This is a genomic window from Rhodococcus sp. IEGM 1379, from assembly GCF_030056815.1.
Classification (GTDB): Bacteria; Actinomycetota; Actinomycetes; order Mycobacteriales; family Mycobacteriaceae; genus Rhodococcus_F.
The window spans coordinates 21,505-36,831 of sequence record NZ_JASHKR010000010.1; the positions used below are offsets into that span (position 1 = coordinate 21,505).

14 protein-coding genes are annotated in these 15,327 nt (G+C 61.9%); 4 read left to right on the top strand and 10 right to left on the bottom strand.

What is annotated here, in order from left to right; genetic code table 11:
• Positions 1-24: 24 nt before the first annotated feature.
• From QM600_RS08485 to QM600_RS08505, 5 genes are all read right to left on the bottom strand, one after another.
• On the bottom strand, positions 25-1,419 hold the full coding sequence (locus tag QM600_RS08485) for a serine hydrolase domain-containing protein (protein WP_283261022.1): 1,395 nt from the start codon (positions 1,417-1,419) through the stop codon (positions 25-27).
• A gap of 274 nt (positions 1,420-1,693) precedes the next feature.
• A complete protein-coding gene (locus tag QM600_RS08490) occupies positions 1,694-2,176 on the bottom strand; it encodes a RidA family protein (RefSeq protein WP_283261023.1) in 483 nt (160 codons plus the stop codon).
• The gene (locus QM600_RS08495) at positions 2,173-3,600 is read right to left on the bottom strand and encodes an FAD-binding oxidoreductase (protein ID WP_283261024.1); all 1,428 of its coding nucleotides are present in this window, start codon (positions 3,598-3,600) and stop codon (positions 2,173-2,175) included. The genes QM600_RS08490 and QM600_RS08495 overlap by 4 nt, the downstream gene beginning before the upstream one ends.
• Complete coding sequence (locus QM600_RS08500; protein ID WP_283261025.1) at positions 3,597-3,740, bottom strand: hypothetical protein; 144 nt, start codon at positions 3,738-3,740, stop codon at positions 3,597-3,599. The genes QM600_RS08495 and QM600_RS08500 overlap by 4 nt, the downstream gene beginning before the upstream one ends.
• Positions 3,737-3,952, bottom strand: a complete 216-nt coding sequence (locus QM600_RS08505; RefSeq protein ID WP_283261026.1) for a hypothetical protein — start codon at positions 3,950-3,952, stop codon at positions 3,737-3,739. The genes QM600_RS08500 and QM600_RS08505 overlap by 4 nt, the downstream gene beginning before the upstream one ends.
• 204 nt (positions 3,953-4,156) lie before the next feature.
• Here QM600_RS08505 and QM600_RS08510 point away from each other — a divergent pair, with 204 nt between their 5' ends.
• Both QM600_RS08510 and QM600_RS08515 read left to right on the top strand, forming a co-directional pair.
• Entirely contained in the window at positions 4,157-5,056 is a 900-nt protein-coding gene (locus QM600_RS08510; protein WP_283261027.1) for a LysR family transcriptional regulator, read from the top strand.
• Between the two features lie 135 nt (positions 5,057-5,191).
• A complete protein-coding gene (locus QM600_RS08515) occupies positions 5,192-6,085 on the top strand; it encodes a serine hydrolase (RefSeq protein ID WP_283261028.1) in 894 nt (297 codons plus the stop codon).
• Between the two features lie 72 nt (positions 6,086-6,157).
• Here the strand turns inward: QM600_RS08515 and QM600_RS08520 are convergent, their stop codons facing one another.
• From QM600_RS08520 to QM600_RS08540, 5 genes are all read right to left on the bottom strand, one after another.
• On the bottom strand, positions 6,158-7,777 hold the full coding sequence (locus QM600_RS08520) for a PucR family transcriptional regulator (protein ID WP_283261029.1): 1,620 nt from the start codon (positions 7,775-7,777) through the stop codon (positions 6,158-6,160).
• A 47-nt stretch (positions 7,778-7,824) separates the two neighbouring features.
• Positions 7,825-8,940 carry an o-succinylbenzoate synthase gene (gene menC / locus QM600_RS08525; protein ID WP_283261030.1) on the bottom strand — a complete coding sequence of 372 codons (1,116 nt, stop codon included), beginning with the start codon at positions 8,938-8,940 and terminating at the stop codon, positions 7,825-7,827.
• Positions 8,937-9,809, bottom strand: coding sequence for a GNAT family N-acetyltransferase (locus QM600_RS08530; RefSeq protein ID WP_283261031.1), 873 nt, complete (start codon positions 9,807-9,809; stop codon positions 8,937-8,939). The genes menC and QM600_RS08530 overlap by 4 nt, the downstream gene beginning before the upstream one ends.
• Before the next feature lie 68 nt (positions 9,810-9,877).
• A complete protein-coding gene (locus QM600_RS08535) occupies positions 9,878-10,972 on the bottom strand; it encodes a M20 family metallopeptidase (RefSeq protein ID WP_283261032.1) in 1,095 nt (364 codons plus the stop codon).
• Positions 10,973-11,197: 225 nt separating this feature from the next.
• Positions 11,198-12,043: a M55 family metallopeptidase gene (locus QM600_RS08540; protein ID WP_283261033.1), complete on the bottom strand. Its 846-nt coding sequence runs from the start codon at positions 12,041-12,043 to the stop codon at positions 11,198-11,200.
• Between the two features lie 188 nt (positions 12,044-12,231).
• Here QM600_RS08540 and QM600_RS08545 point away from each other — a divergent pair, with 188 nt between their 5' ends.
• Positions 12,232-13,707 carry an amidohydrolase family protein gene (locus QM600_RS08545; RefSeq protein ID WP_283261034.1) on the top strand — a complete coding sequence of 492 codons (1,476 nt, stop codon included), beginning with the start codon at positions 12,232-12,234 and terminating at the stop codon, positions 13,705-13,707.
• A 71-nt stretch (positions 13,708-13,778) separates the two neighbouring features.
• Positions 13,779-15,050: an alanine racemase gene (locus QM600_RS08550; protein ID WP_283261035.1), complete on the top strand. Its 1,272-nt coding sequence runs from the start codon at positions 13,779-13,781 to the stop codon at positions 15,048-15,050.
• Positions 15,051-15,327: the final 277 nt, after the last annotated feature.

The window sequence follows — 15,327 nt, forward strand, 5'->3', positions numbered from 1 at the left end:
ACGGAGAGAATCATCTCGCCGCAGCTATTCCGAGATCTTCTTGAAAAGTCTTGTCATGTAAAGATATTCCTCACCATCGATCGTGAGATGAGCCATCTCACCCGAGGCACTCTCATTGCTGATCGCAAACCGGGAAGCAGACAACGGTACGACCTTGGTCGGCGGCGACGGGGGCTCACCGTCGATTTCAACCTTGGCGAAGTTCTGGATGTGGAATCCATCGTCGTCGGCACGCGTGAGTTCGATTCGCACGGTTGTCGATTCATACGTTCCGAGAATGGGCGACAAATCTATGTCGGCAGCATCCGATTCGGACTTCGGCTCGGGCAGAATGAGACCGAACTCCTGGGCGATCTCTTTCTCGATGTCGTGAGCGAGGGCTCCACCGCCACGCGAATTCGTGACGACCGCCATGGCCAGGCCGAGCTCGGGGAACGTGTGGAATCGGGTGATCTGGCCGATCGTCGCACCGCCGTGCTGCGCGGACGTGACTCCGCCCCAGTCAGACAGAATCCAGCCCAGACCCCAGGCCTGGTCGACGCTCGACACCGCTGTCAGGTCGAATTGCGGGGCGCGCATGAGGCGCGCGGATTCTTCGGACAGGATGCGCTCGCCCGTCAACGCCAGGCCGTCACGCATGTGTGCAGCACCGAACGTCAGCAGAGAGCTGACGGAACCAATGATGATGCCCGCCGGTCCGATACCGCGTGGGAGCATCCACTGCTTCGTCGGAATCACCGTCTCTGGTGACGTCCGATCGGGGTTGGCCACGTGGCCGACGGCGGTGCGGAACAGCGGGGCGTCCTTGGCCTTGGTGATGATGTGCGTCAATCCGATTGGCTTCCAGAGGTATTCGGCCAACGCCTCGTCCCACGTCATCTCACGAAGGACCTCGACGACGCGGCCGGCCACTGCGAAACCGGCGTTGCTGTAGCTGAGGTGCCCGCCAGGCTTGGTGACGCTGATCGCCGTTGCAAGTTCGTCGACGTACTTCTCGACGCAGTCGTCACCGTCGCCGGTGTCGTTGAACAGGTCTCCGTCGATGCCGCTGGTGTGCGTCAGCAACTGGCGGATCGTGATTTCCTTCGTATTCGACAGGTCCGCGATCGTGAACTCCGGAAGAACTTCCACCACGAGGGTGTCCAGCGTCAGCTTGCCCTCGTCGACGAGCTGCATGATCAGAGTTGTCGTCCAGATCTTGCTTGCCGATCCGTACTGGAACAGTGTGTCGGCATCGACGTCGACGCGGGTGGTCAAGCTGGTCAGTCCGGTGGTGATCACGCGGATATCCGCAGTTCCGTCTTCGCCCAGGGCGATCACACCCACCTGGGCGCCCGGCACCGAATGCTTCTCAGCCAGTTCGTCGAGGCGTGCCTGCCATTTCGGCGCGACAAGTAGGTCTTTGGGCAATTCGGTCACTGGTCGAACTCCTTCGATCACGAAGTCAATGGCGTGGATGCGATCCACCTTGTGATGCAAGACGTCTCGCAGAATCGGTCCGGCTACGCCAGGTCTCACTCGCCAGGGAGTGAGACCTGGCGGAAGGTAATACCATCAGTCGATGATCTCAGCGTGGTTGCAATTACGTCCTGGTCGATTGCACTGAACTTGCACCCGAAAATGGTTCGATTCGACGAGCCTGATGTCAGCGACACTCGAAGACACCCTGCCGAGCCCGCCGTCGTGCAACCAGCTATGAGAGTCCGTCGACGTCAATTTCGAAGACGAACTCGACCTCGACGGCGCAACCTCGAGGCAGTTCGGCCAGCCCGACCGCGGAACGTGCGTGCTGACCGGCATCACCGAAAACTTCACTGAGCAGGTCGGACGCTCCGTTGATGACCTGCGGTTGCAGTGTGAACCCAGCGCCGGACGCGACAAATCCGACGACCTTGACGACACGGACGACCCGATCGAGGCCGACGAGCATGTCGACCGCAGCGAGGCCGTTGAGTGCACACAGTCGCGCCGCCGCGACGGCGTCCTCGACCGAAACGTTCTCCCCCAGCTTGCCGGTACAGGTGCTGACGCCGTCCACTAGTGGTAGCTGCCCCGATGTAAAAACCAGGGTCCCGGTCTGCACAGCCGGCACGTACGCGCCCGCAGGTGTCGCGACCGGCGGCAAGGTCAGGCGGAGATCTCGCATACGGTCGGTCCAGGTCGTTGTGCCGGTCATCGGGCTACCTTTCGTTCGAGCTGTTTCGCTGAATTACCCTCGGAGTCAGATGATCCCGGGAGGATGTGCGGATTGAGCATGCCTGTCGGATCGAGCGCGGTACGGATCGAGGCCATCAGGTCGAGGTCCACGTCGCTCCGACCGAGTGTGATCCAGCGAGCCTTCGCACGGCCCACTCCGTGCTCGGCACTGATGCTGCCGTCATGTCGGGTAACCAAGCGAAGCACGAAGTCGGTGACGGCATCTCGTTGGTCGCCCGCGACGTCGAGCAGATTGACATGAATGTTGCCGTCGGCGATGTGCCCGAAGCAGATCGGGTAGATGCTGGGGAAATCGATGGCAAGTCCTGCGGTCAAGGCTTCGAGGAAGGGTTCTACTTCTCGCAGCGGTGTCGCGATGTCCAACTTCACTGGCGGGGTGGATGATTCGGCACTGACCGATTCGGTGTGGCTCTCACGGTACTGCCAAAGCTTTGTTGCCGGCCCAGTCTCGACGACGGCGTCGAGCAACATGCCGTTGGCGTCCGCGAGCACTCCGAGCAGGAGCGACTGCGCGTCCGTAGGCCCGGAGACCTCGACGAGTACGTAGAACGGCGCATCCGCGTCGAGCGGCAGCCGCAACTGCCGATGCTTCCGGACCAGACCGATACCAGCGCGAGTCATCAGCTCGGCAGCTTCGAGGGTTAGTCCCGCGCGCTCGAGCCTGTGGATCAACTCCAGGCCTGCACCCACCGAGTCGACACCGATCATCACAACCTGTGTCCGAGCGGCCGGAATCACCAGACGCATCAGGACTCGGGTGACGACAGCGAGAGTGCCCTCGGCGCCGGTCAGCAGACCCGGCAGGTCGTAGCCGACATTGTCCTTGGTCAAGGCCTTCCATCTTGTGAGCACCCGACCGTCGGAGAGAACCGCTTCGACGCCGAGCAGCCGTGATCGAGTGTTGCCGTACTTGATCATTCGCACGCCGCCCGCGTTAGTGGAGACGATCCCTCCGAGCGTCGCAGAATCACGCGAGGCCAGGTCGACACCGAGATCCAACCCGTGTTCGCGGACCGCCTGCTGCGCCTGCGCGACGGTGACGCCTGCGCCGGCCGCCAGCGTGCGACCGACCGGGTCGATCTCCTCGATGGCGGCGAGGCGGGTCGTGCTGAGCACCACCTCACCTCGCATCGGAACCGACCCACCGACAAGACCGGTGTTGCCGCCCTGCGGCACGACAGCGACGCCGGCGCGATGACAACAGGCCAAGACCGCGGAGACCTGTCGAGTATCGGCAGGCCTGACCACAGCGGTGGTGGCGCCGCGCCAGTGCCCTGTCCAGTCGGTCACATATCCCGCGACCGTGTCGCGATCTGTCAAGACGTTTGCCGGCCCGACGATGCGGGCGAGTTCGTCGACAAGCGTCGTGGTGCGCGTGGTCACGGTGTGTTCCTCTCTAGGAGTCGCCCGCCACGGGCGAGCTGCCAGGGTGCGTCGAAGGTAGACGTGTCCTCGATGGTGTCGGGATCGAGGATCGCCACGTCGGCAGCCGCGGAAGGCGCGAGAATGCCACGGTCGGTCACCCATCCTCGCTCAGCGCGTAGTTGACGATGCTCACCGAACCTTGATGTGCAGCAAGCACATCAAGGGCTGCGTCGACGGTCTCGGTGTCCAGGAACGGCCACGGACCGATCTCCGCGATCCGATCCCCGACGATGGCCACGTCCGCGGTTCGTCGTGGAGATCCGGTTCCGTCGATGACCGTTCCCCCGGCAATCGCGAAGTCGTAGTTCATGATATTTCCTAATGTGTCTCGATGGACATGATCAGCAGGTACATCAGCGCCGACGGGGCCAGCAGGCACTGTCCGCTGATGAGCATGTTTTTGAGGATGATCGATCAACCGACCGTAGGGATCAGCCTTGAGCATGCCTCGGCGCACGCACGCAGTCCAAGTCACATTTCCGCTGATTCGATCGTCTTCACTTATAGTTGCAGCGTGAACCTGCAGCGGGCGCGATACCTGGTGGCAGTCGCGGACCACCTGAACTTCACGCGTGCGGCCGCCGAGTTGCATGTTGCACAATCTGCGCTGAGCCAGCAGATCAAAGTGCTCGAACGTGAGATCGGCGTAGTGCTCTTCGATCGGCGAGGGCCCCGGATCAGCCTGACAGAGCCCGGAATCGTCGCAGTTCGTGAAGCCAAATTCCTGCTCGAATCAGCCGACCGGGCCATCGAACGGATCCGAGCCTCAGCGCTCGGGTCCGAGGGCGAACTGCGCATCGCCCACACACGGTCATGGGCAGGCGGGGCAGTTGCGTTGGCCGTCAACGAGTTTCGCGCACGGTATCCGAAGGTCGCGATCACTGAACACCGCGGCTACACTGCCCGGAACACGGCGCTTGCTACCGATGGGGCCGTGGACATCGCGGTGGTGCGGCCACCTGTCGACCAGTCGAAGCTGACCGTTCGGATTCTGGATCGCGAGCGACTCCTGCTCGCGGTACCGTCCGGGCACCCATTCTCCACACTCGAGGTAGTCGACTTGGCGCAGATTGCCAACGAGCCGGTGGTGTTCTGGCCCCGGGCGAACGGCCCTGGCATGTACGACGCCATCGTCGAGATGTTCTGGCCCACACGGGCACCGAACGTGGTCCGCCGCGAGGCCGATGACGAGCAGGTACTGCACGCAGTAGCGGCCGGCGTCGGGGTAGCGCCGATGCCCGCCGGCCGTGCCGCGACCTATCGGGTTCCTGGGGTACAGATGTGCGAGATCAATTGTCCCCCAATGTATCTGACGGTCGGACTCGCGTTCCGAACAGACAATCCGAACCTCGCGCTCCGGCTTTTCCTCGAAGTAGTGGACGAAGTGGTCGACCCGTCACTTCTGGTGAGATGACACATTCTCATTCGATGGCAGTCAGTCCGTAGGCCACCACAGAACCAGGCACCAACCTTCGTCGATTCATACAAGACCAGCCCTCGCGAACTCACTATCCTCAGATCAACGGAAACCGACGAAAGGGCCCCTCGAATGACCGAAACTGCCACGTACGTTGAGAGCGCGCAGCAGGAGATCGCTGCTGTATTGACCGAGGCGAAGACCGATGCATTCGTACACGCACGCGACATCGATTCCGGCGAAGAGTTCGGCTACGGCGCTGACGAAGGTGTCATCCTCGCATCCGTTTTCAAGATTCCCGTCGTGCTCGAATATGCCCGCGCCGTGGCAGCAGGCACGCTGGATCCGACTGAGCACGCCACTGTCACCGCCGAGTTCCGCTCCGGCGGCATCGGTATCGGCGGCTGCGCCGACGACGTCACCGCCAGTTGGCGAGATCTCGCTCTACTCATGATGAGCTTCAGCGACAACGCCGCCACCGATTTCTTGTACAACCGTCTCGGAGTCGAGAACATCGTCGCGACGCTGCGTGGGCTCGGTTTGGAGAAGACCAACTTGGTTCGCGACTGCCGCGGCCTGTTCAAGACGGTCTACGAAGATCTCGGAGTCGACAAGGGCACCTTGCTGGAAATGCCCCCCATCGAAGTTCTCCGGACAATTTCCGTCATGGATCCGGCCCGCTCCAACTCCAGCACTCCTCGTGAGATCACCATGTTGCTGGCTGCAATCTGGCGGGACGAAGCCGGGCCGGCTTCGGCCTGCGAAGAGGTCCGAACGATCATGAGCAAGCAGGTGTGGCCGCACCGGCTGTCCTCCGGTTTCCCCGACGAGGTCACTGTCGCCGCCAAGACCGGAACCCTGGGGCTGGTACGAAACGAAGCCGGTGTCGTGACGTACCCGGACGGCAAGCGTTACGCCGTTGGCGTCTTCACCAAGTCCCACGAGCTCACCCACCGTGCCCCGAAGATCGACGCCTCGATCGGAACCGTCGGCCGCATCGCAATCGAAGCACTCCGCAAGGGCTGACACGTTAGTAGCTGACAAAAAATGCGGGTCGCGCTGAGAGATCAGCACGACCCGTACTTTTCGGCTCGAAAGCTAGCGCGGACCGCGCAGACGAAGATGCACCATAAGACGGAAGCGCACGTTCGGATCGTCGAGATCCAATGCCGCCATGCCCTTCAACTTACTGAGCCGGTAGCGAAATGTGTTGGGATGCACATGCAATGAGGCTGCCGCGTCACCGACATCGCCGAAGGCATTGAGCCACGCGTCGAGGGTGTCGACGAACGAGGTCGCATGAGCAGTGTCGTGACGGGCGATCGCCTCGATCGGCCCGAGGTCCGAAAACCCTTCGGCTGCGACCTCCGACGCGATCTCCAACAGAATGGCGTCAACGTGGACACTGCTGAAGGTGGCGACACTGCCCGACGCTCGTCCCGCCAACAACACTTCGAGTGCGTGCTCGGCATCGCGCTTCGATCTGCTCAACTGAGCCGGCCTGGTCACGACCCGGCCGATCCCGATGATGGTGTCGCCTGACGCTCCGGTGCGGTCCAGGAAATCCGAGGCCACACGAAACGCCTGCAGCTCGGCTTCTGCCGGGGTATTCCCGCGAACGGACAGCACCGCGTAGCCGGTTCCGTTGACCACGGCAGCCGCCGACTGCGAGTGGACCGCGCCGAGGTGCATCGCCAGAGCGTCAGTCAATCGCACGACCTGGGCGGCGTCATCCGGTTTCGAGGATCCCTCGAAAGACCTTCGGCCCAAGGCCATTACGAGTGCGGGACTGGCGCCGAGGCCAAGCCGATTCATCGCGTCGACCGCACCGGATCCTCCGTCGAGTAGGGTCGCGATCAGGTCGGCGCGCAGTCGCCGCTCGGCGTCGGCGCCGCCGCGCAACCGCAACATCTGCAACGCGATCATCCCGGTCGAATCGCGCAACGCGCGCGTTCGGTCCTCTGACAGCGGCGCGGCGAGTGCCACCCACATGGAGCCGAGGAACTCGTCGCCGGCTCGAATGGACACTGCGATACGTCCCATTTTGGTACCGATGACCTCGGCAGGCACCCACACTGGATCGTCGCTGCGATAGAGCCGGTCGAATACCCCCGCCTCTTCGAGCACTCGAATGTACTGGTCAGGGACCTGCCGTTCCAGAACGGTCGCGATACGCGGACCGTCGCCTTCCTCCTGCCGGCCGGAGAACGCAATGACCCGTGAGCTTCTGTCTTCGATCGTGATCGGCGCGTCCAGGAGTGCGCTGACGGCGTTGGCGAACGCAAACAGATCCCCTGCCGGGCCACCTCCGCGAGAATGGATGTGGCCGACTTCGTTACGAGCTGCCAACACCGAATGAAGCAGGCTTGTCAGCTGAACCCACGAGACTCCTCTGGCCAGCGCCAACACGACGACACCCGAGGATTCGATGGCCTCCCGGTCCGCCGAGCTCAGGTCAGAGCTGACACGCGCGACCACCACCGCTACACCACGCTCGGCCAGATCGACGACGGATTCCGCGATACGTTCACCGCCACTGATCCCGACAAGCAATACCATCGAGTCTGATGTGGACGGCGAATCGTCATCGGGATCGTGAATGACTACCGACGCAACCTCGTCCATCGACTGCGGATCACCGACAACCGGGTTCAGCACCGTAGTTCCCACGTCTTCGAGAAGCCGCACCAAACTGATGCGAGGTCGCACGGTGCTCACGTCTATCACTCCTTCGTCCTGTGAACGAAGTCTGTCATAGTGATTCGTCAAAGCCGATCCATGCCGATCCATTCGACGGAAGTGGTAATTGAATCAAGCAGTTCAGGGATCGGTTCGACGCCGATACCGGGGCCGTCCGGAACCTTCACATAACCGTTGTCGAGTACGAACGGCTCGGTGATGTCTTCGGCGAAGTAACGATCGGAAGCCGACGTATCGCCTGGCAGGACAAATCCCGGAAGTGCGGCAAGAGCCACGTTCGCGGCCCTGCCGATGCCGGTCTCGAGCATTCCTCCGCACCAGACGGCGATTCCGTTGGCCTGGCAGACGTCGTGGATACGACGCGATTCGAGATAACCGCCGACACGTCCCGGTTTGATGTTCACCACGCTGCACGCACCGATAGCAAGCGCGTCGGCAGTGACCTTGGCGGAGGTGATGGACTCGTCGAGGCAGACTGGCGTCCGCATCATCTCGGCCAACCGAGCATGTCCGCGAAGTTCCTCTTCGGAAAGCGGCTGCTCGATCAGCAGGAGGTCGAAGTCGTCGAGCCGCTGAAGATGACGCGCGTCAGCCAAGGTGTACGCCGTATTCGCGTCAACTTGGAGAAGCACGTCATCACCGAACCGCTCGCGGACCGCGCGAACCGGCTCGATGTCCCAGCCTGGCTCGATCTTCAGTTTGATGCGCAGGTATCCGGCGTCAAGGAAACCGCCTACCTCCTCGAGAAGTTCGTCGATCGAATTCTTGATACCCACCGAGACACCGGCAGGTACTCGATCGACGACTGCGCCGAGATACGACGACAGGCTCGTCCCGCCGGCGCGCAGCTCGGCGTCGAGAAACGCGGTTTCCAGTGCGGCCTTGGCCATGGGGTGTCCGGCGAACTCTCCTATCGCCGCGCTCAGTGCGTGCACGTCGGGATCGGTGAGCTCGCGCAGAGACGGAATCAGGAACTTGCGAAGGACTTCGGCGGCGCCGTCCGGGTATTCGGAGCAGTAGCGAGGCTCGGACATCGCGACACACTCGCCCCAGCCCTCCGACTCCGAGGTCACGACCTTGACGAACAGCACGTCCTTGGCCGTCTCCGTGCCGAACGAGGTTCGAAACGGAGCCTTCAACGGCATTGCTGCCCTGCGTAATTCGATTCCCTCAATCTTCACGACGCAACCTCCCCTGTTGTCTTGACGAATGTTGTTCCCGGCGCACGATCGAGGACGTACTTCCCTGTCCGGGTGACGGCGACAACCACCCCGCTCTCGGCGAGTACGCCGCCGAGAGCTTCACGGACAGCCAGTCTCCAATCGTTTGCCGCCGCTGGGTCTGACTTGCGTAGTGCGTACACGTCATTCGGCGTAGCCACGGTGACAAATCGATTCTTGGTCGACTTCGACACGGGCAGGCCGGCTTCCGAGATGGACAGTAGTTCGCTTGCCCCCAAAGATTCGGGAGTCGGAATCTCGCCCGAACCGGCGACGACGTCGGAGACCTTGCTACTACCGATTTCCCAGTCGATCAGCAACCGGTCGCTGTCGGCGCCCCCATTGAGACTGTCGTTCATCGGCGCGTAGAAATGCGGTAGATACTGGATCGGGAACGCCCCGAGTTTCGAGACGTTGAAATAGGCATTGCGCGCGACGAGCGGATCAAAAGTCCACCGCACGTGAAGAATTCCCCGTTCCAGTGCCCACGCTCGCTGGAACAGTTTCAACGCCAGGCCGATGTGTCCGTTCTGCACTGTCGGGAGGATCCCCGTGATGTGAGAGTGCAACGAACGGTGCTGTGGTTCCTCGAAGAATGCGACCGAGCCACCGATCAGGTCTCCACCACGAAAAGCGCCCGCGACGTAGTTACCGGAGTGCGAGAGAGCTTTCATCATGTCGCGGTGCACGGGCGGATGTCCGCTCTCAGGCTGCCATACCTTCTCGAACAGGCCGAATACCTGTTCCAACTCGGCATGCCCGGTGACGGGTTCGATAGTCACACACGCAAGCAGAGCGGCCTGATCGGCTTGGCCGATCGCTTGACGCATCGGTAAAGGCGAAACGGCTCCGAATGGTTGAATAGTCTTACGTCGGAAATCCTTCGGCGACGTCATCGTCACAGTCCTCCCTCCAAGATTCGGGTCACCAGACCGGCCAGCAACGTGGCACGCGGGATCATCTGATCTATCTCTACGTGTTCTGTAGTTGCATGCGCTCCACCCCCGACGGCGCCGAGGCCGTCCAACGTCGGGGTTCCGACTGCAGCGGTGAAGTTCCCGTCCGAGGCCCCGCCGACAGCGCAGTCGCGCAGCATCCCCAGTCCGCTCTCGCTGCTGACCTGGTGAGCGAGAAAGTACAGCTTCTCCGATGACGCTGCCTCGAGTGGCCCGCGATTGGGTCCCCCGGTGACCGAAATTCGGCTTCCGGCCAGTACCGGTGTCAGCGCGCGGATCGAATGATCGATGCGTTCCTGTTCCGTCGCCGACCACACTCGCACGTCACACCACAGTTGCGCTTGCGCTGCAACGGTATTGGTTGTGGTTCCGCCGCTGATCACCGAGGGGACCACCGATGTTCCCGCCACAGGATCCGCGAGTTCCACTACCGCCTGAATCTGATGCGCGAGTTCCACGACAGCATTCACGCCTCGCTCCGGTTCCAGTCCCGCGTGCGCAGCGCGTCCCTCGATGTCGACGCAGTACAGCGACATGCCCTTGCGCGCTGTCTTTACCGCGCCGTCGGCAGCGGCTTCGAGGACCAGTACCGCGTCGACCTGACGCGCTTGCTCCTCGATCAGTGCGCGCGAGGCCGGGGAGCCGATCTCCTCGTCGGAATTGAGGAGCACGACCACCCCGTCGAGCGACGGGAGAGATGCGAGCGCATGAAAGAGCTGGACGATGCCTGCCTTCATGTCGAAGACTCCGGGTCCGGTGGCGATGTTGTCGGTGACCGACCACGGCAGTTCTGCGAGTGTTCCGAGCGGCCACACTGTGTCGAAATGCCCCAGGAGCATTACCTTCGGCTCTTCGCCGAACGACCAGCGTAAGTGCTGACGTCCGCCGATGCGAATGCGTTCCGGTGCGCTCCCGAGATGGCGCTCGCCGATTTCGGCCACCACGTCCGCGCAGGCGTCGACTGCTCTGAGATCGGAACTGGGCGACTCGGCGGTTACCAGAGCCGCCAGGTCCGCCACCATTGTCTTCTTGTCCACTCTCAGGTACTCCTGTCACCGTCGTCGACTACTTCCGTCAAGCTTGGCCGAACCGACCCCTGCTGATCTTGTCCAGGACTACCGTCCTTCCGACTCGAATTCGTCGTCCGCCACCAATTCACAAACTGGCGTTAGGTCGTCCGGGACTGTTTTGCTCCGCTAGACGACGAATGCCGCCGGCAAGGTGCACTGGCGGCATTCGTGCGTTCGTAGCGAACGCCGAAACTAGGTTCGATTGGCAACCGTCACAATCGTGTTGACCCCGACTGAGGCCAATCGTGAGTTGACCGTGATCAAACCGAGTATGTCGTCGACACTGCCCAGTGTGTGCGCGATAGTACGGTCCGCGGTTCTCCTCGAACCGGGAACAGCCTCCGCGAGCTCGGCAGCCGTAGTCGTGGGGTGAACGATCTCGAGCGTCCATTCGTCGCGGAGCGCTACTGGCTTCAGCGTGTCGGCCTTGCGCACCGCACGTTCCGCTCCTGCCCTGATGTATTCGCACGCGAGCGACGGAGGCAGCGAGTTTGCGGCCGACCATCCATGCGCCTTCTTAACCTCCACGGTCTCCGTCGTCGGCGAAGCTGCATCCACCAGGCCGCAAATGATGTCGTCGCCGGTCACCAGACCTACCGGAACACCCTGCGTCGCTGCGTACAAAGTGTTGATGTCGGTCTCGGACACAGACTTACCGTCGAGTCGAACGTCAGCGAACAAACTCGAGAACGTGTGAGCCAGGACGCCGGGTCCACCCGCAGGCGCGTGATAGCCCACAAAAAGTGCAATGTCGTGATCCGACGTCAAACCCTCGGCCATGCATTGCAACTTCGGAGAACCGAAAATCACCCGAGCCCGAGGATCCAGATCAGCATGAATCAGGTTGTCCATCGTTCCATGACTGTCGTTGACCAGGACGCTCGTCGCGCCGCTGTCGAACGCGCCGGCAATTGCAGCATTGGTCTCGGCGGTCATGAGCGCCTGCGCCCGCGGATACCCGCCACCACCGCGAACCGTCTGATCGAGAGTCGCGATACCCGCGATACCCTCCATGTCCACCGAAATATAGACGTGCATTCGTGCCCTCCATCGAATCTGAACCAGCCGTGTTGGTCGATCCACCTCACCTTCACACTCCTGCGCGTCAGATTCTTGTTCTGCCGAACGGTGAGCACGCCTCCATTTGGGAAGTTCACACCAGAATTCGGAACTGCACCCGTGAAACCATCGGGACACTATCGACCGACGACAGGAGTGCAACGCTTATGCAGGTCCACGACATCGTGTTCACCGGCGGCCGCGTGGTCGATCCGGCATCGGGCACCGACGAGGTTCGTAACATCGCGATCACCGACGGCACAGTTTCCGCTTGGGGCCACGACGCGATCGAAGCCCGCCGGACGATCGATGTGAAGGGTCAGGTGATCTGCCCCGGATTCATCGATATGCACAGCCACGGACAGGAAATCGCCGAGCAACGGCTGCAGGCGATGGACGGCGTCACGACGGCCCTCGAACTGGAAGCCGGCGTCATTCCTGTCGCAAAGGCTTACGCGCGAGCATCTTCCGAAGGACGCCCGATCAACTACGGCTACGCGACATCATGGGCACACGCACGGATGATCGAACTCTCGGGTGCCGATCCCGACGGCGACATCAGAACTCTCCTACACCATCTCGGTGCGCCGAGCTGGCAGGGCGAGCCCACTGCGTCCCAACGTGCACACATTCTTGAACTCCTTGAAAATGATCTTGCCGCAGGCGCTCTCGGCATCGGAGTCGTGGTCGGGTACGCCCCGAAGTCCGACCCTATGGAATACCTGCAAGTGGCGGATCTCGCAGCCCGAGCCGGTGTTCCTACCTATACCCATGCGCGCCCGCTCATTTCGATGGATCCGTCGAGCCCGGTGGACGGTGCCGTCGAAATCGTCCGTGCTGCAGCCGAAACCGGAGCGCACATGCACTACTGCCATGTCAGCAGCACCTCGGGGTCGCACGTCGACCATGCTCTGGCGGTGGTGGCGCAGGTTCAGGAAGCAGGCTCACGTGTCACCACCGAGGCGTATCCGTACGGTTCCGGGTCGACTGCAGTCGGAGCTGCCTTTCTCGATCCGGACAAGCTGCACCTGATGAATCTGACGACGCGATCGCTCACCTTCGTTCCCACTGGGGAACGCATCGAGAACCGCAAGCAGTTGGAGCATCTCCGTGCCACCGACCCCGGCGCCTTGGTTCTTGTCGAATTCCTCGACGAGAACGACACTCCCACACGCGAGATCCTCGAACGGGCAATGACTTTCGATCGTGCTGCAATAGCCAGCGACGCGATGCCACTGACCTGGCCCGGACGCACCCCGGCCGATGCACTGCAATGGCCACTACCCCCGACTGCACTCGGCCATCCTCGCGGCGCAGGTACCTACGCACGGGCAATCCGCACGCTGTACCGCGAGCGCCAACTACTGTCGCTGTCGGACGTCATCGCTCGCTGCTCATTGATCCCCGCACAGATTCTGGAGGAGTCAGTACCCGCAATGTCGTCCAAGGGTCGCATCAGCCCCGGTAGCGACGCCGACATTGTCGTTTTCGACCCTGAGAGAATTACCGACAACGCCACTTACGTTGACGGCACTCGGCCTTCCAGTGGAATCAGCCGGGTACTGGTCGGCGGAGTACCCGTCGTAGATGGAGGCATCCTCGTCGAGGATGCACTGCCAGGTCGACCAATTCGCCGCTCGTGACCGCACAAGCACTGACAGAAAGTCTCCCACTCATGAACACTTCACCAGCAGTCAAAGGCACAATCGACGGTATGACCGACAATACGAACCCACCAATCGGTTGGCAGCACAAAGCCTTCGGAGCCGACCTCCAAGGTCTGCTCAGTTCCGACCTCGAAGCGCTGGGGATCTCCGCTCTCGACGGCGGCCTCCCGCTCCCAGTGATGACGCTCAATCATGAAGCGATCTCACACAATCTGGACGTCATGGCACAGTTCTGTGCCGACCACGATGTAGACCTGGCACCTCACGCCAAGACCACGATGAGTCCGGAGTTGGTTCGTCGACAACTCGCCGCCGGCGCGTGGGGAATGACCGCGGCAACTGTCGCGCAGGCTCGAATTCTCCGCGAGTTCGGCGTCGACACCATCGTCATCGCGAGCCAAGTACTCGACCCAGCGGGAATTCGATGGATTTGCGATGTGCAGTCCGCAGATCCCGGATTCTTCGTCGCCACCTTGGTCGACTCGATCGAGAGCATCCAGCTCATGGAGCGGTTGATCGCGAAAGTCTCACCGAGCAGCAGAATTCGAGTACTCGTCGAACTCGGCTACGGCAGCGGTCGCGCCGGCGCGCGCACTCTCGACCAAGCCCTCGACGTTGCCCGCGCGGCGTCACAGGCACCGTCGCTCGTCCTCACCGGAGTCGAAGGTTTCGAGGGCATGATGCCGGGCGCTTCGGTGGCTGACCGTCGCATCTCTGTTGATTCGTATCTCGCAACCGCACGAGTGTTCACAGAACTCTGCCTCGCGGAGAACCTGTTCGAGAACAACTCCACGAAAGCCCCGCTCCCACTGGTTACCTTCGGCGGCAGCGCATTTCACGATCTGGTAGTCCGCGAGTTCGCCGGTAGTTGGGCAGCAGACAACGGCGTGCGCGTCGTACTGCGCAGTGGCTGCTACATCACCCACGACCACGGCCTTTACGCCGATACCTCCCCCTGGGCGGATGGTCCGATAACGTTACGGGCAGCCGCTGAGGTCTGGGGTGTTGTGCTCTCCCTCCCGGAGCCAGGCCGGGCGATCCTGGGCTTCGGTCGTCGTGACGTTGGCTCTGACGCGGGCTTCCCCAAAGTTTTGTGGCGACGGCGAGACGGCTCCAATCATCCATCGCGGGAACTAACGATCACTGCCCTCAACGACCAGCACGCGTACATCGATGTGCCGGCAGGATTCGACGTGCGGGTCGGTGATCTGCTGGGCTGCGGAATCTCTCACCCGTGCACCACTTTCGACAAGTGGTCCCTGATTCCCGAGGTCGATGAGGATTATCGCGCCGTTGGATTGGTTCACACATTCTTCTGACCAACGGCAAGTCGTCCCACGCTTCACATGGCAGCTCGCCTGCGCAACCTGCAATCGACAACCGCCCTCGGTCCGGTTCCCGCCCTGGCTGCCGTCATCTCGATCACGCTCATTCGTCCATCGCTGTGAACACTTCGGACAAGACTTACCAGCTGAACCTGAACTTCCCCGTTTCCCCGGATATTTCCGAATCAGGATTGATCGTGGAGACCCACGAAGGACATCATCGTGGGAGGTATTCGCCGGAGCTGCGTGAGCGCGCAGTGCGGTTCTATCG